We start from the raw sequence: 22,664 nt of genomic DNA, 5'->3' as shown, positions 1-22,664 counted from the left end.
GCGCGCGTTAGCATGGCCCGTCCCATCGACCGTTCCACTGCAATGCGCCCTATCGTCTCCCCGGTGTCGTACGAACCCGCTTGCGGCTTGATCGCCAACGTCCCCGACTTATGCTCGGCCGTCGCCGCGCACGACTGCACCGACGGGCAATGGCATGCTCTCGAAGCTCATATTGCGCACTGCTTCGAGTCCGCGAGACAGATCGGCGACGACGAATCGAGAAAGAACGCGTTCTGGTCGATCGCCGCCGAAGTCCTCGAGCAAAGCAGGCAACTGATATCCGACGACGGCAGAAAGGCGCTCTACGCCGAATGCGTAGCGGGAAGCAGTCCTCAGTTCTGGAACGGCACCTGGCCGTGGGCGGACAAGATGCGCAGCGAAGTGGGCCCGCGTTTGCCGGCCCGGATCGCGGGGTTGACTCCGGCGGCCAGAGCGCATCACGAGCTTCGCCTGTTCAATCTGGCATTGGCTAACGTGAATCACGTTCTCTGGGACGAGGCCTCGCGCGCGTTTTCGTTTCCGGTCCGCCGCTATGCGCCCGAACGTGACGGCGCTTATCCGTTTCGCTGGCCCGACGGGTCGGCGGCCGTGGTCGAGATCGGTCCGAATCCTGCGCTCGATCCCGCGCCTGGTCCCGCGCTTGGTCCCGCGCTTGATTCCGCATTGATCGCCTCTATCGGGCCCTACGTCGACCCGGCGCTGCCGCACGCCGATCGGGAACGCCTGTACCGTGAAAATTTCCACGGCCGACGCATGGAAGCGCGCGATCTCGTCCATCCGGAGGAGATCGCGCTGATCGGCCAGTGGGGTGCGTTTGCGAAGCGTCGTATTCCTGAAGGTGTTTGCCTTGGCGTGTATGGCGGAACGTTGCTGGACTACGAAAGCACGATCATGCTCCCGGACCGGCGCCATCTGGCGAACGTGTCCACGTCCGACGGGCCGGGCTACTACGTGAACGGCGAGAACGTGACGTCGCTGATGAACACGCTGTTCACGTTCGACACGCAAGGGCGCATCGTCGCGCAGTCTCCCGGCCCTTACAACGTGCGCGCGCAGGCATTCGGCGCGGCCACGGCAAACGGAATCCGGCTTTCGCTCGTTGCGTTCTTTTCATCGTGCGAAATCGAACAGGACACCGAACTTCGATGGAACTACGGGCTCGACGAAACGGCGCTGGTCAAGAACGGCTTGCGCAGCTGATCCGGTCCAGATCCGCGGCAACGCCGCGAGTTCGCGCAGCATGGCCTGGCCGCGCGGATTGCGCCTCATGTCCATCATCGTTGGTGAGGCGCTGGATCTGTGCTTAAGCGAGGATGCTGGACGTATCGCGGCCGACCCTCTACCGGCTGGTCCAGGTTGGCGAACTGATGCTGGTGAAGATCGGGAAACGCGCGTCGGCCATTACCGGGGACGGCTTGCGCGAATTCGTTGCCGCGCACTCGCGGCCGGCGGGGGATGGCAGCCAGGCTGGCAGCCGGAGGGGATTCCAACGAGGTGAACCAGCCGGAAAGCCCCGTCAAACAAGGCTTCCCGGCTGCGGATGCGCTTAACGCGACATCATGTTCATGCTGACGTTGTGCATGACCCACAGCGTACCGACGATCACGATCAGCACCGTCATCACCGTGAAGCCAAATGCCGTCAGGTTCCAGCGCTGGCCCGACGACGTGTTCATGTGCAGGAAGAACACGAGGTGGACGACGATCTGCACCGCGGCCAGCACGGCAAGGCCGATCAGCGCGGTTTCGCGCGGGAAGCCGCCATGCAGCACGAGCCAGAACGAAGCGGCCGTGAGCACCACCGCCAGGATGAAACCGGCCAGATAGCCGCCGAAGCTGCCATGGCTCTCTTCTTCGTGGATAGGATGAGCACTCATTTAAATCACGCTCGCAAGATAAACAAAGGAGAACACGCAGATCCAGACGATGTCCAGAAAGTGCCAGAAGAGGCTCAGGCACGTCAGGCGGCGCACCGAACGCTCGTCCAGATCCGGGGCCTTCGCCACCTGCACCATCAGCACGATCATCCAGAGCATGCCGAACGTCACGTGGATACCGTGGGTGGCAACCAGCGTGAAGAACGACGAAAGGAACGCGCTGCGGCTCGGGCCCGCGCCTTCTTCGACGAGGTGCGCGAATTCATGCAGTTCGAAATACAGGAACGTCGCGCCCAGCAGGAACGTGACGGCCAGCCAGAACAGCACCTGGCCGGAACGCTTCTTGTGCGCGCCGATCATCGCGAAACCGTAGGTGATGGACGACAGCAGCAGCACCGCCGTTTCCATCGCCACGCCCTGAATGTCGAACAGGTCCTTGCCCGTCGGGCCGCCTGCGAACTGGTTCTGCATCACCGCGAACACGCCGAACAGCGTGCCGAACAGAATGCAGTCGGTCATCAGGTACAGCCAGAAGCCGAACACCGAATGCGCGGGCGGGTGATCGTGGTGATCGTGCTCCGCGAGTGCGGCCGCACTTGTCTTCGTCAACATCAGTTGGCCTCCAGTGCTTCTTCAACCTTGCCACCGCGCTGCTTGCCTGCGAACGCCTTGACCAGTGCGCGATTGCGCTCTTCTTCATCGGCCCGGACCTTGGAGGCCGGGATGTAGTAACCCTCGTTCTTCTGGAAGCTGTAGCCGATGATCGTCGCGAGAATGCCGACGAAGCCGACGATCATGAGCCACCAGATGTGCCAGATGCCTGCGAAGCCGAGCACCAGCGCGAAGAAGCCGCTGAAGACACCCGCGCTCGTGTTGGACGGCATGTGGATATCGGCGTACTTCGTGTTGATGACGTCCGGCGTTTCGCGGCCCGTTTCCTTCATGTGCTGGAACTCGTCGAGCTCGCTCACGTGCGGGATCACTGCGAAGTTATACGACGGCGGCGGCGAGGCGATCGCCCATTCCAGCGTCCGGCCACTGCCCCACGCATCGCCCGTCAGGTCGCGGTTTTCCGGCAGGTTGCGGTCGCGGATCGAAACGTACAGCTGCGCGAACTGATGGACGATGCCGATCAGCACGAGCACGGCGCCGAACCAGGCGATGATCATCCACGGATGCCATGCCGGGTTGTCGTAGTGGTTCAGACGGCGGGTGGCGCCCATGAAGCCGAGCACGTACAGCGGCGTGAACGCAACGTAGAAGCCCGAGAGCCAGAACCAGAACGCGCGCTTGCCGAGCTTTTCGTTGAGCTTGAAGCCGAACGCCTTCGGGAACCAGAAGTTGAAGCCGGCGAGGTAGCCGAACAGCACGCCGCCGATGATCACGTTGTGGAAGTGCGCGATCAGGAACAGCGAGTTGTGCAGCACGAAGTCCGCGCCCGGGATCGCCATCATCACGCCGGTCATGCCGCCGATGGTGAAGGTGACCATGAAGCCGATCGTCCAGAGCACCGGCGAGGTGAATTCCAGACGGCCGCGGTAGATCGTGAACAGCCAGTTGAAGATCTTCACGCCCGTCGGGATCGCGATGATCATCGTCATGATGCCGAAGAACGCGTTGACGTCGGCGCCCGAACCCATCGTGAAGAAGTGGTGCAGCCACACGACGAACGAGAGCACCATGATCGCGCACGTTGCGTACACCATGGTCTTGTAGCCGAACAGCGGCTTCTTCGCGAACGCCGAGACGACTTCCGAGAACACGCCGAACGCCGGCAGGATCAGGATGTACACCTCGGGGTGACCCCAGGCCCAGATCAGGTTCAGGTACAGCATGGCGTTGCCGCCGCCGTCGTTCGAGAAGAAGTGCATGCCGAGGTAGCGATCGAGGCCGAGCAGCGCGAGCGTGACGGTCAGGATCGGGAACGCGGCCATGATCAGCACGTTCGTGCAGAGCGCCGTCCACGTGAACACGGGCATCTTCATGAGCGTCATGCCCGGGGCGCGCATCTTGATGATCGTGACGAAGAAGTTCACGCCGGTCAAAAGCGTGCCCACGCCGGAGATCTGCAGTGCCCACAGGTAATAGTCGACGCCTACCCCCGGACTGTACGCAAGCTCCGAAAGCGGCGGATACGCGAGCCAGCCCGTCATCGCGAACTCACCCACGACGAGCGAGATCATCAGCAGGACCGCGCCGACCGTCGTCATCCAGAACGACAGCGAGTTCAGCATCGGGAACGCCACGTCGCGTGCGCCGATCTGCAGCGGCACGACGATGTTCATCAGGCCGACCATGAAGGCCATGGCCATGAAGAAGATCATGATGACGCCGTGCGCCGTGAAGATCTGGTCGTAGTGGTGCGGCGGCAGGTAGCCCGGCGCGTTGTACGCGAGCGCGAGCTGGGTACGCATCATGATGGCGTCGGCGAAGCCGCGCACGAGCATGACGAGGGCGAGGACGATGTACATCACGCCCAGACGCTTGTGGTCGACGCTCGTCAGCCACTCCGTCCACAGGTACTTCCACTTGCCCAAGTACGTGACCACGCCCAACACGAAGGCGCCGATGACCGCCATGCCGATCATCGTGCCGAGAATGATCGGCTCGTGATACGGAATGGCATCCAGTGTAAGTTTTCCGAACATGCCTCGTTACCCCTTCGTACCGCACGACGCGTCATTGAAATCCGTGACGTGGCCGTTGTTGTACTTCGCGATGATGTTGTTGAAGAGCTTCGGGTCGACCGTCGAGAAGTACTGAACCGGTACCTTCTCGCTCGGCTGTGCGACCTGCGCGTACTTGTCCATCGAAAGCTGCGTCGAGGACGCCTTCACCTTCTGGACCCACGCGTCGAAGTCTTGCTGGTCCGATGCGATCGTGCGGAACTTCATGTCCGAGAAACCCTTGCCGCTGAAGTTCGCCGACAGGCCGTCGAAATCGCCGGCGTGGTCGGCGATCAGGTGCAGACGCGTCTGCATGCCAGCCATCGCGTAGATCTGGGTGCCAAGCTGCGGGATGAAGAACGAGTTCATCACCGAATCCGACGTGATGTTGAAATTCACGGGCGTGCCCACCGGCAGCGCCAGCTGGTTCACCGTCGCGATGCCCAGATCCGGGTAGATGAAGAGCCACTTCCAGTCGAGCGCGACCACGTCGACGGTGATCGGCTTGACGTTCGATTCGATCGGCTTGTACGGATCGAGCTCGTGCGAGGTGTTCCACGTCAGTACGCCGAGGAACAGGATGATCAGCGTGGGAACGGTCCAGACGACCACTTCGATGGCCGTGGAGTGCGACCATTTCGGCGCATAGGTGGCGCTGCGGTTCGTCGCGCGATAGCGGTACGCGAACCAGAGCGTCAGCACGATCACGGGGACCACCACGATGAGCATGGCCCAGGTGGAGGTGGCGATCAGCTGCTTCTCGGCAACCCCAACGCTGCCCTTGGGATCGAGGATTCCCGCGCTGCATCCGGAAAGACACGCGGCCAATCCGGCTCCGACGGGAAGCAATAACCTTTGCAAGGTTGTTCTTTTCATCACGTTTGCCTGAATTTCATTCATTGAGTGGTTCCGGACACATCCCCTGACATCGGACAAAGGAAGCGCGCCCGCATCATACAGCCGCTTTGATTTTTAACAAGCAATGAATGTGGAAAATGATCTTTGCCGAAACGAAACTGAGACACTTTGCCGCACACGTTCGCCGCATGCTGTCGCATTCGAAGCGAACGTCTACGTGTTTGCCCTGCGTCGTTTCGCCGCCGATCCCGCCGCGGCTTTTTTTCGAAACGCCCTGCTATTCGAAAACCTTCATTCACACGCAAGCGCGCGCCGTGGCACATCTCACGATGCGGCACGGCGCGCGCTTGCGCGGTCAAACCTGAGTGATCACGTCGGCGAACGCTGCGCGTTGACTTCCGCGCCCGCGCGCACTGCCTCGGCAGTCGCGGCACCGTCCGCCGGCTGCTTCGAGCGGAGGGCCTGCGTGACGAGATTCGCCGCCGACAGCTCGATCGCATCCGTCATGGGCTTCGGATAGAGGCCCACGCCGAGCACCAGCGCCGAAAGCGAAACGAAGACCAGCAACTCGCGGCCGCCTATGTCGGCCAGCTTCGCCACGGTCTTGTTCGCAACCGTGCCGAAGATCACGCGTTTGTACATCCACAGGGTGTACGCAGCGCTCAGAATGACGGTCGTCGCGGTCAGCGCGCCGATCCAGAAGTTCACGCGAATCGCGCCCATGATGACCATGAACTCGCCCACGAAGCCCGAGGTGCCGGGCAGGCCCACGTTGGCCATGGCAAACAGCATGAAGAAGGCGGCGTAGCGCGGCATCGTGTTGACCACGCCGCCATAGGCGTCGATCGAGCGCGTCTTCGTGCGGTCGAACAGCATCCCGGCCGCCAGCAGCATGCCGCCCGCGACGAAGCCGTACGAGATCATCTGCACGATCGCGCCTTCGGTGCTGAGCTGGTTGAAGAGGAACAGGCCCAGCGTGACGAGGCCCATGTGAGAGACCGTCGAGTACGCGAGCATCTTGGCCATGTCGGTCTGCGCGAGCGCGAGCAGGCTGCCCCACACCACTGCCACGAGCGAGAGCGCGATGATGACCGGCGCGAGGAAGTGGGCGGCGTCGGGCGTGACGGGCAGCGTGAAGCGCAGGAAACCATAGGCGCCCAGCTTGAGCATGGCGAGCATCACGGCCGCGCCGGTCGGCGCTTCGAGGTTCACGTCGGGCAGCCAGGTATGCAGCGGCCACATCGGCACCTTGACGCCGAACGCGGCGAAGAAGCCGATGAAGACGAGGATCTGCGGGACGAGGCCGATCTGCAGGTTGTGCCACGCGGCCATGTCGAAGGTGTGCGCCTGGCTGTAGAGATACAGCATCGACACCAGCATCAGCAGCGAGCCGCCGAACGAGAAGAAGAAGAATTTCACGGCCGCGTGAATGCGGTGCGCGTTGCCCCACACGCCGATCAGGAGGTACAGCGGGATCAACTGGGCTTCGAAGAAGACGAAGAACAGCATGCCGTCCGTCGCCGCGAAGGTGCCGACCATCAACCCCGAGAGGATCAGGAATGCGCCGAAGAACTGGGCGACGCGCACGGTGATCGACTGCCAAGAGGCGATCACGATCACGAGCGTGGTGAACGCGGTCAACACGACCATCCACAGCGAAATGCCGTCGATCCCGAGGCGCCACGCCACGCCGAACTCGGGCAGCCAGTTGCGGAACACCACGAACTGCATGCCGGTGACGGTGTTGTCGAAGCCGGCGATCAACGGCAGAGTCAGCAGCAGGCCGACGAAGGCGCCAACGAGCGCGACCCAGCGGGCGCGCTGCGCATGACCGGAACCCACGCGCAGGACGACCACGCCGAACAGGATGGGAATCCAGATCGCCAGACTCAGGAACGGGACGGATTGCATTTCACAAGACCTTAAAAACGCCTGGCGCACAGCGCCATGTACGCGCCACAAGGCGCGAAAGCACATTGAAAGACTACTGCGGGTTGAAATTCGGGCCGGACCAACTGTAATGTTTTTGTTAGCGCCTTGGCAAAGAACCGCACATGCTCAAGGGTTAACGAGAGTAAGCAATAATCGCAGATTTTGCAGCGCAACAAGACAACCGGAAGCAGAATTTTATCTAAGTCATTGTTTTTAAAACATTTTATTCCGTCACAAAAAGTAACAACTACGTGCTCTCATCGCTTTTTTGGCCGGAATTCAGGGCGGACGAGCACCTTTCGAGTGGTTCCTCGACGCAGGCGCCCATTTGTCGCGGCCCGAATAATACCTTACTTAATTATTTCGTTTCAATTACTCAACCGATGAAGCCTCCCCGCGCGCACCCGCGGCTGCCGCCACGAAATAAAAAAGGCCCCGATCGAAAAGGATCGGAGCCAAACTCTCACTGTGCGCCAGGGACTTCGCAACGCACTGGTTTCTACTGTAGCCGCCTCCGCTCCTTCCATTAAGCACCGCGCGTGGAAGAGTCCTTTCTCCGGGCCGCGGTGCTTATCCTGGTTGCCGCATCGCAAGTCCCGTTGCGCCCCGCATCTGATCCACACAATTTAAATGAGAATCATTTGCATTTGTGGCGCTAGTGCCTCATCATGGAACCCGTGCCGGCCAGCCCGGCGTTCGCCGGAGGCTCCATGCACCCCATCGCCCGCTTTCACCGCAACGACACGCTGCTGGAAGACTCGTTCGTCCAGCATCCGGACAGCGCCGAGCAGACCGTACTGCGCGCGGTCCGCACCTGGCTGCGCCCGCACTGCGACGCCTACGGCAAGGAAGAGAGCTGGCGGGGGGTTCTCGCCGAAGCGGGGCTCGGCGCAGACGGCGTCGGCCATTTCGACCTGCTGATGGGCACGCTATGCCGCGCCTCGTGCCGCCCGCTCGACACACGCTGCCGGTGCGCCTCCGAACTCGCCACCGACGAGGCCTCGCTGCTGCGCACCCTCGCGCTGCTGCAGTCGACGCGCAGCGAGGCGGCGGTTCAGTTGCTCAACGACTGGCTGCCCATGCCGAGCGTCCCGGGCATGCTCAAGTCGGCGCGCTGGTTCGCAATCGCCCTGCTCGACGCGGGCCTGCGCCTCTCCGAGCGGCCGCGCCGCGTCACCTATATGCACTAGCACTGCGCATCGACTTGTGGACCTCGTCGATTGCGGCCGTGTGACCGAGCCGCCGGCGATGAAATCCAGGTTCAGCGCTTCGCGCCCCGCTCTCTCACGAATCGCAGCACCGCGCGCGCGATGTGCGGATACTGCTCGCCGGGCACCGCGAACAGCACGAGCGCACAGAGCGCCAGCAAGCCGCAGAACAGGAACGTGCCGCGATAGCCGAGCGCCTGCACGAGCAGCCCCGAAAGCACGCCGGAGAGGATCGAGCCAAGCCGCGCCGCGTTGAAGAAGAGCGCGGTGGCGCGGCCCGGCGAATCCGGCATGAGATCCTGCACATAGGTCATGCCGAGACACGACGTGACGGCCACCACGAAGGCGTTGAGCATCTGCATGGGAATCAGCGCATACACGCCGGGCGCCGACGCCATCGCGACGAAGTACACCGCATGCACGACCGCGCAGGCCGCGAGCCAGCGCGGCTTGTTGAGCACGGAAGCGCGCGCGCCGAGCGCGAGCATCATGGGAATCTCCATGAGCGCGCCGAGGCCCAGCATGATCGAGACGTCGATTCTCGTCCCCTGTAGCCCGTGGACGATATAGAGCGGCAGCACGATCATCGTGGCATTGGCCGCGAGGCCGATCAGCGTCAGCGCCACGACGGCGCGCATGATGTCCTTCGAGGACACCTCGGGCATCGGCGCGTGACGCCTCGCCGCCGCGCGCCCGCTTGCGCGCGCGGGGACATGCCCCGGCTCGACTTCGGCCTGCGTGAGCGGCTGGCCCTCGTAAGGCAAGTCGTCCTGTTCGCCTTGCCTCACCGGGCGCGGCATCAGATGCTGGGTGGCGTGCTCGTCCATGCGCGGCTCGCGCATGCGCCAGACGATCGTCGCGCACGTTGCGAAGCTCGCGGCCGCGAACAGAAAGAGACCGTAGAACCCGGCGGCCGCCAGCACGAGCGCCCCGACCGCCGGCCCGAACACCCACGCCGCCGAGAGGATCGTGCGCAAGGTCGCGCTGGCAAACGTCCGCTCGACGTCGTCGGCGGCGGGCAGCGCGGCGCGGCTGAACGAGAACACGAGCGACAGCGCGCAGCCGCCCGCCCCGATGAACGCAATGCCGACGGCAAGCAGCATGCGGTAGTCGCGCACGATGCACAGGCTCAGATAGCCCAGCGTCGCCGCGCACAGCGAAACCAGCAGCAGCAGCCGGTGCTTGCCGGTCGCGTCGCTGTAGCGGCCCGCGGCCGTGCTGGCGATCACGCCGCTCGTGGCGATGGCCGTCATGAAGATACCGAGCCTGAGCGGCGACATGCCGGCACGTTCGACGCCGAAGAGCGACAGATAGGGGGCGGTAAAAGACATGGCCACGCCGAGCATGAGCGTGGCGCCGGCGAGCGGCAGGAATCCGGGGATACGCAGGAGACCGGCAAAGCGCGAGTAGTTGAGCACGGCGCGACAGAGAATGGCGTGGGGTGGACCGGCAACGCGCGCTGCCGCGTCAGGCGCCGTATCAGCAGCGATTATCGGGCGGAATCGCGTGAGCGCGCAACAAACGGGGCCGCGTTATCCACATGGTATTGACGCGGGTTCGCGAACGCTCGATGAGTTTTCCACAGAATCGGTGCAAAACCCTGGGGATAACTTCCGCCCACAGTCTCCCCCCGCTCAAGCCAGATCGAGCGCCCCCGTAAGATCGCCCGGCGGCGTCTGCCCTCGCGACGCAAACGCGCGATCGCGCGCCGCCACGGCCTCGAGCGGCGTCAAGCCGTGAACGCGCGTGATGAAGCGCAGGATCGAAGTCGTGTCGTACATCGCGTGATCGACGTAGCCTTTTTTCGCGAACGGCGCAATCACGAGCGCGGGCACACGCGACCCCGGACCCCAGCGGTCGCCGATGGGCGGCGCGACCGGATCCCACCAGCCGCCGTTCTCGTCGTGCGTCACCACGATCACGGTGTTCGCCCACAGCGGGCTGCGCTGCAGGTGCTCGATCACCGTCGTCACGTGCCGGTCGCCCGATGCGACATCGGCGTACCCCGCGTGCATGTTGAGGTTGCCCTGCGGCTTGTAGAACGTGACGGCCGGCAGCCGTCCGGCGTCGATGTCGGCGAGCAGGCGGTTGGTCGACGGATCGTCGCCCACGCCCGCGTCGCGCAGGTGCTGCGCGCGCGCCGCCGTGCCCGGGGCGAAGTTGGCGAAGTAATTGAACGGCTGGTGGTGATACTGGAAATCGGGCACCGCGCCGGTGTAGCGATGGTCGAGCGCGTACTGCCAGGCGCCGCTGTACCAGGCCCAATCGATGCCCTTCGCCGAAAGCCGGTCGCCGATCGTCGCGTACGTCTGCGGCGTCAGCACGCGCGGGTCGGACGGATCGGCGAGAGCAGGATCGCCGTCCTCGGCGGGCCGCACGCTGCTCGGCTGGTACGGCGGCGCCATCGTGTTCACCGCGTAGCCGTCGGGCGTGAAAAGGCCGTCGCGAACGAACTTCGGCGGCCCGTCGAGCGCCGACGCGGGGCAGTTCGGCGCCGGCTTCAGGCGCGTGCCGCGCGGATCGTCGCCCTCGACCACGGAAACGAGGTGCTTCGCCGGGCTGTTCTGGATGTCCGGATAGTAAGGCGCCTGGCCCGAAATCAGAAAGACATGGTTCAGCCACGATCCGCCGAAGGCTGCCATGAAGAAGTTGTCGCACAGCGTGTATTGCTGCGCGAGGCGCCAGAGCCGCAGCGTCTGCGCGGAGTTCTCGTAATAGCCCATCACGAGGCCCCCGGAATCGCCCCATGCCGCGAACTGATCGTTGCGGCCCGCGTTGATCTGCATCTGGTTCTGATAGAAGCGATGCACGAGATCGCGCGTGATGATTCCGTTCGGCAACGGCTGACCCTGCGCGTCTACGATACGAAACGGCGCGTTCGACAGTCCGGTGATGGCATGCTCCGCGATCATGTAGCGCTTGCCGTCCAGTTCCTGCGCCTGCGGCACGAGCCCGCCCCAGATTTTCGGCAACTGCGCGAGCGGCGTCTTGCCGTCGCGGTCGAGCTGCGTGTAGCGCTCGGCGCTCACGTCTGCCAGCGGATGCTGCACGCCCGGGAAATTGCCGTACAGATTGACGAAGCTGCGGTTCTCCGCGTAGATCACCACGATGTGGCGCACCTGGTCGCGCAGCGCCGCGTCGACACGCAAGTCGGCCGCACTGCGCGGCGCGGCCGCCGCACTGTCTTCGGCCGTCTGGCAGCCGCCGAGCGCAATCCCTACGCCAACCGCTGCAAGACCCGTGAGAACCCGGCGGCGCGCCGGATCGTCGGGGCCCGCGGGCGCGGATTGCGCGTCGAGCGAGCGCGGCTCGTTGTCGTTGCCGGGGTGCGAGTCGTTTTGCTTCATCGGGCGGTCTCTCCTGATCACGCGTGCCGTAGCGCGCCACGGTTCAGGAGAGTGAGCATACCGTTTCCGTTCGTACCCATACAGGCTGCATGCCAGCCGCTTGCATGAACTTTTCGCGGCAGCCTGCTGGCCATCGCGTCAGTCCTGGCCCGGCGCGCCCCGCTGCGGCTGCGCTTGCGCAAGCGTCTGCGCCGGACGTGCCTGCGGCGCCTGCCCATCCGACAGCGGCCGCGGCACCGCCGGCAGGCTCGCGCGCTCGCCGCGCGGCACATTCGCCGCCTCGGCCCAGAGCGGATCGGGAATCTCGCCGAAGACTTGCCGCAAGCGCGCCCCCCACGTCGAATGGATCATCTGGAGGTACTCGTTGTCCTGGTCGAGCAACGCGTAGCGCGTGACGCGCAGCGAGTCGCGCTCATAGACCAGCAGGTCGAGCGGCAGGCCGACCGAAAGATTCGAGCGCAGCGTGGAATCCATCGAAATCAGCGCGCACTTCGCAGCCTCGCCGAGCGGCGTGTCCGGCGTCAGCACACGGTCGATGATCGGCTTGCCGTACTTCGATTCGCCGATCTGGAAGTACGGATTGACGTTCGACGTTTCGATGAAATTGCCCGCCGCGTAGATCTGGAACATCCGCATCGGCTGGCCGCGCAACTGGCCGCCCAGGATGAAGCTGCAATTGAAATCGACGTTGAAGTTCCTGAGCGCCTCGGCGTCGCGCCGGTGCACCTCGCGCACCGCGTCGCCGACAATGCGCGCGGCCTCGACCATCGTGGGCGCATTCCATAGCGTAGGGCACGTGCCGTCGTGCGGCTCGGTGAGCACCTGCAGCGTAGCCTGCGTGATCGCGAGATTGCCGGCCACGAGGAGCACCAGCACGCGCTCGCCCGGGTCCTCGAACACGGTCATCTTGCGCGACGTGCTGATGTGGTCGACACCCGCATTCGTGCGCGTGTCCGACAGGAACACGAGCCCCTCTTCCACCGCCATCGCAACGCAATACGTCATACCTGGCCTCCGCCCCACTCCCGCCTTGCCCTTGCGGCGGTTTCCATTGTTATAGCGAGAAAACTATTGTTGCGACGCCTCGACGTTCACCTGCACGCTCACGTCCATCGTTTCACCCACGCCACCCACGCGCCGTCCGCGCACCGGCGCTGCCGCCTCGTAGTCGCGCCCCACCGCGATCCGGCAATATTTTTCGCTTGCGAAACACGCGTGCGTGACGTCCACCGTCACCCAGCCGTTGTCGAGCCAGACGTCGACCCAGGCGTGGCTCGCCATCTCGGGCACGTCGCCGGGGTCGACGTAGCCGCTGACGTAGCGGGCCGGCACGCCGCGCGCGCGACACAGGGCCAGCATCACGTGCGCGTGGTCCTGGCACACGCCGCGCCCCAGCGCTAACGCGTCGGCGGCCGAGTGTGTCACGTCCGTCACGCCCGCTTCGTAGCGCACGCGCTCCGCCACGCGCGCCGCCGCGTCGAGCAGTGCGCCGGCGTCGCCGAGCGCCGGCAGGCTGTGGGCGAAATCGGTCAGCACCGCGTCGGCCTCGGTAAGCCGGGTGGGCGACGTGAAGTGCTGCATCGGTATGGGTCCCTCGCCCTCCGGCAGGCGCCCATCCGCCAACGGCACCGTCTCGACCTGCCCCTGCACGCGCAAGCGGATTTCCCGGTGCGGGCGCGTCAGCACGAGCGTCATCAGCGCGTTGCCGTAGGCGTCGCGCCCTGCCTCGAGCTTGCCGGGCGCGTCCACGAGCCATTGCGTGACGATCTGCGCGGGCGTGGTGAGCGGCGAGAGCCGCAGTTGCTGGATCGAATAGTGCACCGGCGCTTCGTAGCGGTAAACGGTGTCGTGGCGAATGGCGAGCTGCATGACGAGAATCCTCTTGCTCCACAGTGACGGGAACGACCGGCGCTGCGCGCCTACCCTGCCGGCATCATCAGATAGGTGCGCGCGACCTGGTTGCCCAGTTCGTACACCCGTGCGAGGAACTGCGTGAGAAACGTGTGCACTCCTACCGAAAAAATCTGGCGCAGATCGGCATAGAGCAGTTCGGCGCGCAGCTTGCCCGCCGTGCGCTCGACTTCGTGCGAGGCGCCGGTGCGCAGCATGGCCAGATTCGTGCAGACGCCCTCCATGGATGCCAGCAGTGAGCGCGGCATCTGCTGGTTGAGGATCAGCAGTTCGACCACGCGTGCAGGCGTCACCACGTCGCGATAGACCTTGCGATAGATTTCGAGGGCCGAGACGGAACTCAGGATCGAAGTCCAGTAATAGAAGTCTTCGAGCTGGCGCGCCGCCGAGCGCGAGTCGGCCTCCTGCACCTCCACGAAGCGCACGTCGAGTATGCGCGCCGTGTTGTCGGCGCGTTCGAGAAACGTGCCCAGTTGCGTGAAGAACAGCGCATCGTCCTGCAGCGCCGTGCCGAGCGTCACGCCACGCGACAGATGCGAGCGGAACTTGACCCATTCGAACAGCGTCTCGGGGTGGACCGAGAGCTCGTCGCCGCGCAGGCGTTCGGCGAACTGCAGCCAGGACTCGTTGATCGTCTCCCACCATTCGGTCGTGAGCGTGCCGCGCACGGCGCGCGCGTTCTCGCGCGCCGCCAGCAGGCAGGAATAGATGCTCGAAGGATTCGTCGGATCGGCGACGAGAAATTGCAGCACGTTGGAACTCGTCACCTCTTCGTGGCGCGCGTCGAATGCGGGCTCCAGTTCGGAGATGCGCAGCATCGCGCGGTGCGTGCGCGCCTCGCTGTCCGCGCTGCGAGGCAGCAGCAGCGCCTTGAGATTGATGTCCAGCATGCGCGCGGTGTTCTCGGCCCGCTCCATGTAGCGGGCCATCCAGAACAGGTGATCGGCGGTACGGCTCAGCATGGTCGGTCCTTATACGGGTCGGGGTTGCGCGTGCGAACTCGTTCGCAACGTTATTCGCGAAGCTATTCGCGACGTTACTCAAGCACCCAGGTATCTTTGGTGCCGCCGCCCTGCGAGGAATTGACGACGAGCGAACCCTCCTTGAGCGCAACGCGCGTGAGTCCTCCGGCCGCCATCTGGATCGTCTTGCCCGAGAGCACGAACGGACGCAGATCGATGTGGCGCGGCGCGATGCCCGCCTCGACGAAGGTCGGGCACGCCGAAAGCGACAAGGTAGGCTGCGCGATGTAGTTGCCCGGGCGCGCGAGCAGCCGCTCGCGAAACGCCTCGATTTCCGCGCGCGTCGAGGCCGGCCCCACCAGCATGCCGTAGCCCCCCGCGCCGTGCACCTCCTTCACCACGAGCTCCGGCAGATGATCGAGCGTCCAGGCGAGGTCGTCCGGGCGGCGGCACTGCCACGTCGGCACGTTGTTGAGGATGGGCTTCTCGCCGAGATAGAACGTGATCATGTCGGGAACATAGGGGTAGATCGACTTGTCGTCGGCTACGCCCGTGCCCATCGCGTTCGCCAGCACGACGCGGCCCGCGCGATACGCCGTCAGCAAACCGGGCACGCCCAGCGCCGAATCGCCGCGAAACGCGAGCGGATCGAGAAAGTCGTCGTCCACGCGCCGGTAGATCACGTCCACGCGCCGCGGCCCCTGGGTCGTTCGCATGAATACGTAGTTATCCTCTACAAATAGATCCTTGCCCTCCACGAGTTCGACGCCCATCTGCTGCGCAAGGAACGTATGTTCGAAGTACGCCGAGTTGTACATGCCGGGCGTGAGCAGCACGACGACGGGATCGTCCACGCCGGTGGGCGCCGCGGTGCGCAGCGTGTCGAGCAGCAGGTCGGGATAGTGCGCGACGGGCGCGATCTTGTGCTGAACGAACAGTTCGGGAAAGAGCCGCATCATCATCTTGCGGTTCTCGAGCATGTAAGAGACGCCGGACGGCACGCGCAGATTGTCTTCGAGCACGTAGAACGCGCCATCGCGACCGTCACGCACGATGTCGATGCCCGCAATGTGCGCATAGATGCCGAGCGGAAGATCGATGCCCTGCATCTCGGGCCGATACTGCGCGTTCGTATAGACCTGCTCCGCCGGAATCACGCCGGCGCGCACGATATTGCGTTCGTGATAGACGTCGTGGAGGAACAGGTTGAGCGCCCGCACGCGCTGGCGCAGGCCCCTTTCCAGCAACGCCCATTCGCCGGGCGGTATGACCCGAGGGATGAGATCGAACGGGATGAGCCGTTCGGTACCGGAGAGGTCGCCGTTGACCGCGAACGTGATGCCGACCCGCCTGAACAGCAGGTCCGCCTCCGCGCGCTTGCGTGTCGTCGTTTCGGCGGTCTGGCGATCCAGCCAACGCTGGAACCGCTCGTAGTGCGGGCGTGCTCCACCCGCTTCGCGCATCTCGTCATAGACTTGCATCGGCTTGTTCTCGCGCGTGAATGCAGCCGCGTTTCCGCATGCCGTCGCTCGATTGCGACTTCATGCCATGCGCGCTGCGGTCCTGCCAGAAAAGCAAGTGATATGCCATCCGCGATCGCAAATTCTGCGCAGGAATGGTGCAACGTCGATGACGATGATAAGTCGAACGCGTCCGCTTCGGCGCATGCGTGACGCGTCCGCCTCAATCTGGTGCATATGGCAGGCGGGTATGGCGCGTGCGGCGCGCCTGGCGTCTCGCGAGAGAAGTCTTTTTCTTATGGATGAACGTCGCGCGGGCTGGCTCGCGTTGTTTGCGCAGAGCGCATGCGTGGCTCTCCTGAGCCTATTGCCGGGCGCATGCGCGTCGGTCGACACGCCGATGCCGGCCGCCGTCGATCCCGGCCATGCCGACACCGCGCGCACGTTCGTTGCCGTCGTCCGACGCGATTGGCACACCGACGTATGCCTGCGCACGCGCGACGCCAACGCCTGGGCGCTCGGCCTCGCGCACGGCTTCGACGGGGCGACCGTGCTGTGTTTCGGCTTCGGGGAACGGCAGTACGTGGTCGAGCGCAGGCACGACCCGCTCACGATGCTCGGCGCACTCTTGCCGAGCCGCGCGGCGATCCTGATGACGGTGCTGCGGGCCACGCCCGAAGCGGCGTTCGGGGAGGAGAACGTGGTCGAAGCGCCTGTGGGGGACGCGGGCCTCGAAGGCCTGCAGCGTTTCCTGCGCGATTCGATCGAAACGGACGGCATGGACGAGCCGCAACGCCTCGCGGACGGCCCCTATCCGGGCAGCCTGTACTTCGCGGCGACGGGCACTTACGACGCCCTGCACACCTGCAATACGTGGACGGCGCGCGCCCTGCGCTCGGCGGGACTGGCAAGCGTGGCGGACACGCCATTCGCGGGGCATTTGATGAACGAAACGCGCGCGGCTGTATCGCACGCCCCCGACGACGCCCGCCCTAAACCGCAGGCGGCCAGTCCCTAAAGCCCTGACTGCCGCCGCCGGCATGAACGCGCCAGCGGGAAAAACGATACGGCGATCAGCATGGCGCGGCGCAGGTCGTACCCGGCGGCGGCGCCGTGTCGGCAGGAGGCGCAGGCACCGCAGTTGGCTGCGGCACGACCACCGTCTGACGCGGCGGGGGATTCGGGTCGCTGCTGCTGAACGACAGGCAACCCGCCAGCGTAAGCGGCAAAACAAAGGCAATGAGGCTCGAGCGTCGCATGAATACTCTCCGGGATCGGCTGCAGCCGCCACGCTCCGTTGCGTGACGACAGCACCTTTCGGGCAGCAAGCCGGATGCCGCTCAAGTCAGACGAATACGGGGAGCATCACCCCTTCGCGCAGAAAACCAGGAGCCCTCAGCGCAACGGCGCCGGCCGCTCGCCGTTGCCCGGCGAGGTGAGGCCCGTGCGTTCCTGCACGCCCCACTTGCGGCGGCGCAGCAGGAAATGCAGCCAGCCGAGCGCCGCCCCGGTGTGGCGCATCAACTGGAACGAGAACGGCTCGAAGATCGCGGCGAGGAAGGCCATGCCGAAGCTCGAACTCCTGCGGTCGCCGCTCCACTTCCGGTACAGGTGAACCGAGTACAGGTGGAACGCGAGGTCGATGACGATCTTGCCGACGATCACGCCCAGCACCGGCAGCACGATCGTAAAGCGGCCGTCGAACAGAAAGCCGAGCAGCAGCGCAAACGCAGTAAGCCCGTAGATGGGCTGAACCGTATCGAACGCCTTGACCGGCAGCATCAGCAGACCGAGCTTTCCGTAGCGGCGGTTGCCCGTCATGTCGCGATACCAGTACTGCGTCTGCAGAAAACCCGCGAACCAGCGGCGGCGCTGGCGCAGAAAGCTCGCAAGCGTGCCCGGCGCGTCGGTGCGCGCGCGGGCCGCGCCGATCACGCGCACGTCCCAACCCAAGCCCTCGCGCGCCGAATGGCGGCGCAGCCGATGGATCAGTTCGTAGTCCTCGACAAGGCAGTGCGGATCGAAGCCGCCCACCGCCGTCACGGCGTCGCGACGGAAACAGGCGAATGCCCCCGAGACCAGCAGCAGGCTGTCCGCGCGCATCCAGGCGAAGCGCGAGATGAAGTTGCGGATGTATTCGTAGGTCTGGAACCACTGGAAGAAGCGGCCGGAAAGCGACGTGTTGCACACCGGCGTGAGCAGCCCCGCCGCGGCCACGAGCCCGCGCTCGCGGCCGAACGCCCCGGCCATCGCCGCGCAGGCATCGGGTTCGAGGAGCGTGTCGGCGTCCACGGTCATCAGCGTGTCCGTATCGACCGCGAGGAGCGCCGCGTTCAGCGCATGCGCCTTGCCGCCGTGCGGCAGCTTCAGCCAGCGCAGGTTCGGATACTGCGCGGAAGGCCGGCTCAGGCGGCCTTCGCCCGGGTCGGCCAGGCCGTAGCGTTCGGTCAGCAGCGCCGCGGTGCCGTCGGTCGATCCGTCGTCGGCGATCACGATCTGCTGCGGCGGCAGCGTCTGCGCGAACAAGGCGTCGAGCGTGATCGGCAGCACCGCCGCCTCGTTGTGGGCCGCGACGATCACGCCGAGCGTGGGCAGCGGGCCGCCGGCGGTTGCGATTGTCGCCGTGTCGGCCGCCGCAGCGGTCGCCGCAATTGCGTTCGCCGGCTTGAGCAGCACGGCGGCCTTCCACGCCACGAACAGCAGCAGCAGCGTGTCGTACACGACATAGGCAATACCCGTTGACCACGCAACGACACCCTGCAGGAAAAACGCTCGGGCGAACAGCACGAGCCAGAGCACCATGACGCCCAGGTGGATCACGATGCTCGCGAGCGGCGTGGGCGGCGGAGCAAGGCGCGGCGAAGTGCGCGCGAGCGCCTGTTCAAGCGTGTTGTTCAAGACTTTCCCTTGCGTGGCTTACGGCATCATCCGGCGCAGCACCGAATGACGATCGATCCATTGATGCTTGAGCGCGCCCGCAATGTGCAACGCGAGCACGCCGTAGAGCGCATAGCTGCAGGCGGTATGCAGCGCGCCGAACTGCGTGTGCAGCTGGTCCTTCGTGGCCGGGTCCAGGTTCATGATGAAGCCGATGCGCGGCCAGGGCACGAGGCCGTAGAGATACATGGGATGCGAGGCCGCGGCGACCCACGCGGAGTCGTGCAGCCAGCCCGTGAGCGGCATTGCGAAGATCAGCACGTAGAGCGCGATATGGGCGGCATGCGCCGCCGCGCGCTCCCAGCCCGGAAATTCCGCAGGCAACGGCGGCGGGCGATGCGTGAAGCGCCACAGCACGCGCACGATCGCGAGGCCGAGCACGGTGATGCCGATCGATTTGTGCGTGTCGATCACGAGGCGGATGTTCGTGTCGGAGAGCGTGCCGTCGGGCAACAGCGCCGCAGTGAGGCCCAGCACGACATTGGTGAGGATCAGGAGCGCGATCAGCCAGTGCAGCAGCACGGCAACGCGCGTGTACTTCTGCGCGGCGGCGGTGACGTCGTTGAAGCCGGATTCAGCGGAAAGGGAGGTTTTCACGTGGGCTCGCCCGGGCGGTTCAGTGAGGTTAACGCGCGGCGCGGGCGGTTTATTCCATGCCTTCATGCCGCGCGCCGACGAGCCGCATTATGCGCCCTGGCGGTTTGTGCTGCAGAAAGCGGTGGCGGGCCTTAGGGGCTTCGGACCGCGGGCGTTCGAAACGCTGGAAGGTTGCTCACAAGCTTGACGTCACTCAAATCGGAGTATTTCGGCCCCGACTAGCGAAATAACATATTTGTTACTATAATCGGCATGAGATACCTGATCGACTTCTATAGCGAACGGGTTGAGCACAGTATCTACGCTCTCCCCAAAATGCTTGCAGTTCGCTTCGTTGCCCTTGCCGAGCGCATGGAAACGTACGGGCCGAATCTCGGCGAGCCCCACACCAACGCGATGGGAGAAGGCTTGTTCGAACTACGACTCAAGAGCCCCGAAGGTATCGCCAGGGTGTTCTACTGCGCCGTTGTGGATCGACGCATCGTAATGCTTCATTGCTTCGTGAAGAAGGCGCAGCAAACACCGCGCAAGGAACTGGAAATTGCCCGCAAACGACTGCAGGAGATCAAAAGTGGGAACGTTTAAAGCAATGCGCGAACGGATTCTCGCCGATCCCGAAGCACGGGCCGAGTACGACCGATTGAATCGCGAAGAGTTTGCCCTGCTCGATCAGATGCTGGCAGCCCGCCATGAAGCCGGCCTTAGCCAGGCACAGGTGGCCGAGCGCATGGGCACCAAGGCGCCCGCCGTGACACGCCTCGAGCGCGCACTGGCGTCCGGCCAGCACTCGCCCTCCCTCGATACGCTCCGCCGGTACGCTGCGGCATGTGGCAAGACACTGCGGATTTCGCTGGTATGAGTTGCCGCAGGCACAAGCGATCGGCCAACGAAAAGCCCTTCCGGAAACCAGGCTGACGGCCGGAACGAAGTGGCAGCACCCTCCCCAGGGTGCTGCCGCCAGCATCTCATGCACGGCGCATTTTCCATACAAATCAGCTATCTGGGCCAATGTTGCATCGCACAAATATTTCTTGACACACCATTCTGGTGCGCTATCATGGAGTCCAGATTGCTGCAACGCACAAACCGGCGGGACGGCGATCGATTCGAACGTTTTCCCATTTTCCAAACGGAACCGCCGCGCCGGTTCGTCATCAGGAACGAAGACATGACTCTGCCGACTCCCGAGCAATTCGCCGCCAGCCAGAAAGCCAGCCTCGAGACCCTTTTCGGTCTCACGAACAAGGCGTTCGACAGCGCCGTCAAGCTCGCCGAACTGAACCTCCAGACCGCGCGCGACGCTTTCGCGCAAGGCCAGGAACAGGCTCAGGCAGCCTTCTCCGCCAAGGATCCGCAAGGTTTCTTCGCCGTGCAGGCCAACCTTGCGCAGCCCGCCGCGGAAAAGGCCCTGGCTTACGGCCGCAGCGTGTACGACATCGTGTCGGCCGCCCAGTCGGAATTCACCCGCGCCGCCGAATCGCACCTCGCCGAGCAGCAGCGCTCCGTCCAGTCGCTCGTCGAAAGCGCGGCAAAGAACGCACCGGCTGGCTCGGAAAGCGCCGTCGCCGCGATCAAGACGGCGTTCAACGCCGCCAACTCGGCTTATGAGTCGGTGAACAAGGCAGCGAAGCAGGCCGTCGAACTCGCCGAAAGCAACTTCCAGGCTGCCACCAAGGTCGCCGCGAAGGCATCGGCACGCGCCACGAAGCAAACGGCGTAAGCCGGAAGCAGTCAGTACCGGCGGTCGTCAGAGGCGGGCCGGTTTCGCATGAAACCGGCCCTCGGCGACCCGCTCCCCTCTCCCCATCCCCCGCAACGCCTGTCTGCCGGCCATCCTTGCAGATCGCCAGTCAGTCAGCGCAACTTCCCGTATCGAACATCGTCGCCAGCGCACACGCGGATGTGAGCATGCGTCTGCCGTCGTGGCCCACGCCCGGCACGATCTCCATCGACTGATTCAGCCCCTCCGGATGCCGCCCCTGTAGATAGCGGAAAAAGCCCTGCGCGCGCGCCATGCGCTGCGGCCCCTGCGCCTCGGCTTCGCAACGCTTGTCGAGCGCGGACTGCGCCGGGTCGGTATCGTCGCCGCCTATCAAATAGACGATGCGCCGCTTCGCGTAGTCCGCCTCGATCTGCGCCGGCGTGCGGTCCTGTATGAATGCCGGGCGCTCCTCCATACCGTATTTCCAGCGATCGAAACCGGGACAGCGCGACGCGTCGAACGGCGCCGGCGCGCCGCTCGCGTCGGGGCGCAGCGCGTCGAAGTAGGCATAGGACGAGGAATTGGCCACCAGATAACGCACGTCGATGCCGGCCGCCGCAAGGGCATCCGCCGCGCGGGACGCCTCCGCGTAACGCTGCACGAACTGGGCGCCGCCGGAGTGCCCCGCCAGCACCACCGACTTCAGCGCGGGAAAGAGATGCCGGTCGGCGAGCCGCTCGACGATCCGGTCGAGCACCGCGTACGAGCTCACCGGCACGGCGCCCGCCGCCGGGCCGCCGTCCATCCAGGCGTCGCCATGCCAGCGCAGCAGGTTGGCGGGGGAAGCAAACGCGCGGGTGTCGACGCTCGCGAGGAATTGCGGCGCGATCAGCAGCGTCGTCGCGGGGTCGGCGTGCGCGGCCGCGCGGGCCGCTTCGAGCGAACCGAAGTAGACGTCCGCATTGCGCAGACGCCCGTGCAGCACGATCACCGCGCGCGTCACATGCGGCTGCGGAATCGTCCAGTCCGCGCTCACATAGAGCGGAAACTCGGCGCGGCCTTGCGGGGTATTGATCGGCAGGCGCGCGGAGGCGATCACTTTGACGGCGTGAAGCGGCGGAACGGCCGCGGCCGCGGCGAGCGCCGGCCCCGCGGCGAGTGCCGCAGCCAGCGCCATGCCCCGCAGGAATTTCGAACGCCGCATCGGC

The 22,664-nt window shown here is 64.8% G+C and carries 21 protein-coding genes; 6 read left to right on the top strand and 15 right to left on the bottom strand.

The genetic code is table 11. The features are described from left to right. Window positions 1–12 precede the first annotated feature (12 nt). On the top strand, window positions 13–1,200 hold the full coding sequence (locus BAC01S_RS05995; protein WP_156954331.1) for an SET domain-containing protein: 1,188 nt from the start codon (window positions 13–15) through the stop codon (window positions 1,198–1,200). A 346-nt stretch (window positions 1,201–1,546) separates the two neighbouring features. On the opposite strand, the gene cyoD is transcribed toward BAC01S_RS05995, so the two are convergent. From cyoD to BAC01S_RS05965, 5 genes are all read right to left on the bottom strand, one after another. Then, window positions 1,547–1,876, bottom strand: coding sequence for a cytochrome o ubiquinol oxidase subunit IV (cyoD, locus tag BAC01S_RS05990; RefSeq protein ID WP_027793941.1), 330 nt, complete (start codon window positions 1,874–1,876; stop codon window positions 1,547–1,549). Then, complete coding sequence (cyoC, locus tag BAC01S_RS05985; protein WP_027793940.1) at window positions 1,877–2,488, bottom strand: cytochrome o ubiquinol oxidase subunit III; 612 nt, start codon at window positions 2,486–2,488, stop codon at window positions 1,877–1,879. Beyond that, window positions 2,488–4,524, bottom strand: coding sequence for a cytochrome o ubiquinol oxidase subunit I (gene cyoB, locus BAC01S_RS05980; RefSeq protein WP_027793939.1), 2,037 nt, complete (start codon window positions 4,522–4,524; stop codon window positions 2,488–2,490). The genes cyoC and cyoB overlap by 1 nt, the downstream gene beginning before the upstream one ends. Window positions 4,525–4,530: 6 nt before the next feature. Next, window positions 4,531–5,418, bottom strand: coding sequence for a ubiquinol oxidase subunit II (gene cyoA / locus BAC01S_RS05975; RefSeq protein WP_027793938.1), 888 nt, complete (start codon window positions 5,416–5,418; stop codon window positions 4,531–4,533). Window positions 5,419–5,769: 351 nt separating this feature from the next. After that, a complete protein-coding gene (locus BAC01S_RS05965; RefSeq protein ID WP_027793936.1) occupies window positions 5,770–7,311 on the bottom strand; it encodes an NADH-quinone oxidoreductase subunit M in 1,542 nt (513 codons plus the stop codon). Between the two features lie 731 nt (window positions 7,312–8,042). Between BAC01S_RS05965 and BAC01S_RS05960 the strand changes: the two genes are divergently transcribed. Beyond that, complete coding sequence (locus tag BAC01S_RS05960) at window positions 8,043–8,522, top strand: hypothetical protein (protein WP_027793935.1); 480 nt, start codon at window positions 8,043–8,045, stop codon at window positions 8,520–8,522. A 71-nt stretch (window positions 8,523–8,593) separates the two neighbouring features. Here BAC01S_RS05960 and BAC01S_RS05955 read toward each other — a convergent pair whose 3' ends face one another. The 6 genes from BAC01S_RS05955 to BAC01S_RS05930 form a co-directional block, all read right to left on the bottom strand. Further along, window positions 8,594–9,958, bottom strand: a complete 1,365-nt coding sequence (locus BAC01S_RS05955) for a sugar efflux transporter (protein ID WP_027793934.1) — start codon at window positions 9,956–9,958, stop codon at window positions 8,594–8,596. Between the two features lie 216 nt (window positions 9,959–10,174). Continuing rightward, complete coding sequence (locus BAC01S_RS05950) at window positions 10,175–11,887, bottom strand: acid phosphatase (RefSeq protein WP_027793933.1); 1,713 nt, start codon at window positions 11,885–11,887, stop codon at window positions 10,175–10,177. Between the two features lie 138 nt (window positions 11,888–12,025). Then, window positions 12,026–12,892 (bottom strand): proteasome-type protease, encoded by an 867-nt coding sequence (locus BAC01S_RS05945; RefSeq protein WP_027793932.1) that lies wholly within the window; start codon window positions 12,890–12,892, stop codon window positions 12,026–12,028. A gap of 63 nt (window positions 12,893–12,955) precedes the next feature. Further along, window positions 12,956–13,756: a transglutaminase family protein gene (locus BAC01S_RS05940; RefSeq protein ID WP_027793931.1), complete on the bottom strand. Its 801-nt coding sequence runs from the start codon at window positions 13,754–13,756 to the stop codon at window positions 12,956–12,958. Between the two features lie 50 nt (window positions 13,757–13,806). After that, window positions 13,807–14,760, bottom strand: coding sequence for an alpha-E domain-containing protein (locus BAC01S_RS05935; protein WP_027793930.1), 954 nt, complete (start codon window positions 14,758–14,760; stop codon window positions 13,807–13,809). 74 nt (window positions 14,761–14,834) lie between these two features. Then, a complete protein-coding gene (locus BAC01S_RS05930) occupies window positions 14,835–16,241 on the bottom strand; it encodes a circularly permuted type 2 ATP-grasp protein (RefSeq protein ID WP_027793929.1) in 1,407 nt (468 codons plus the stop codon). Between the two features lie 277 nt (window positions 16,242–16,518). Here BAC01S_RS05930 and BAC01S_RS30450 point away from each other — a divergent pair, with 277 nt between their 5' ends. Continuing rightward, the gene (locus tag BAC01S_RS30450; RefSeq protein WP_043201324.1) at window positions 16,519–17,238 is read left to right on the top strand and encodes a DUF2459 domain-containing protein; all 720 of its coding nucleotides are present in this window, start codon (window positions 16,519–16,521) and stop codon (window positions 17,236–17,238) included. Between the two features lie 55 nt (window positions 17,239–17,293). On the opposite strand, the gene BAC01S_RS34445 is transcribed toward BAC01S_RS30450, so the two are convergent. The 3 genes from BAC01S_RS34445 to BAC01S_RS05910 form a co-directional block, all read right to left on the bottom strand. Next, complete coding sequence (locus tag BAC01S_RS34445; protein ID WP_043201322.1) at window positions 17,294–17,479, bottom strand: hypothetical protein; 186 nt, start codon at window positions 17,477–17,479, stop codon at window positions 17,294–17,296. Between the two features lie 136 nt (window positions 17,480–17,615). Continuing rightward, window positions 17,616–19,118: a glycosyltransferase family 2 protein gene (locus BAC01S_RS05915; protein WP_027793928.1), complete on the bottom strand. Its 1,503-nt coding sequence runs from the start codon at window positions 19,116–19,118 to the stop codon at window positions 17,616–17,618. 18 nt (window positions 19,119–19,136) lie between these two features. Then, the gene (locus BAC01S_RS05910; RefSeq protein WP_027793927.1) at window positions 19,137–19,754 is read right to left on the bottom strand and encodes a cytochrome b; all 618 of its coding nucleotides are present in this window, start codon (window positions 19,752–19,754) and stop codon (window positions 19,137–19,139) included. Window positions 19,755–20,006: 252 nt separating this feature from the next. Here BAC01S_RS05910 and BAC01S_RS05905 point away from each other — a divergent pair, with 252 nt between their 5' ends. From BAC01S_RS05905 to phaP, 3 genes are all read left to right on the top strand, one after another. Continuing rightward, window positions 20,007–20,339 carry a type II toxin-antitoxin system RelE/ParE family toxin gene (locus BAC01S_RS05905; protein WP_027793926.1) on the top strand — a complete coding sequence of 111 codons (333 nt, stop codon included), beginning with the start codon at window positions 20,007–20,009 and terminating at the stop codon, window positions 20,337–20,339. Between the two features lie 4 nt (window positions 20,340–20,343). Further along, window positions 20,344–20,613, top strand: coding sequence for a helix-turn-helix domain-containing protein (locus BAC01S_RS05900; RefSeq protein ID WP_407667910.1), 270 nt, complete (start codon window positions 20,344–20,346; stop codon window positions 20,611–20,613). 309 nt (window positions 20,614–20,922) lie between these two features. Then, entirely contained in the window at window positions 20,923–21,474 is a 552-nt protein-coding gene (gene phaP / locus BAC01S_RS05895; RefSeq protein ID WP_027793924.1) for a TIGR01841 family phasin, read from the top strand. 130 nt (window positions 21,475–21,604) lie between these two features. On the opposite strand, the gene BAC01S_RS05890 is transcribed toward phaP, so the two are convergent. Further along, window positions 21,605–22,660, bottom strand: a complete 1,056-nt coding sequence (locus BAC01S_RS05890; protein WP_043201459.1) for a hypothetical protein — start codon at window positions 22,658–22,660, stop codon at window positions 21,605–21,607. Window positions 22,661–22,664: the final 4 nt, after the last annotated feature.

It is taken from the genome of Paraburkholderia acidipaludis NBRC 101816 (assembly GCF_000684975.1).
In the GTDB taxonomy this organism is placed as follows: Bacteria; Pseudomonadota; Gammaproteobacteria; order Burkholderiales; family Burkholderiaceae; genus Paraburkholderia; species Paraburkholderia acidipaludis.
This window is presented reverse-complemented; position numbering and strand designations above follow the sequence as displayed.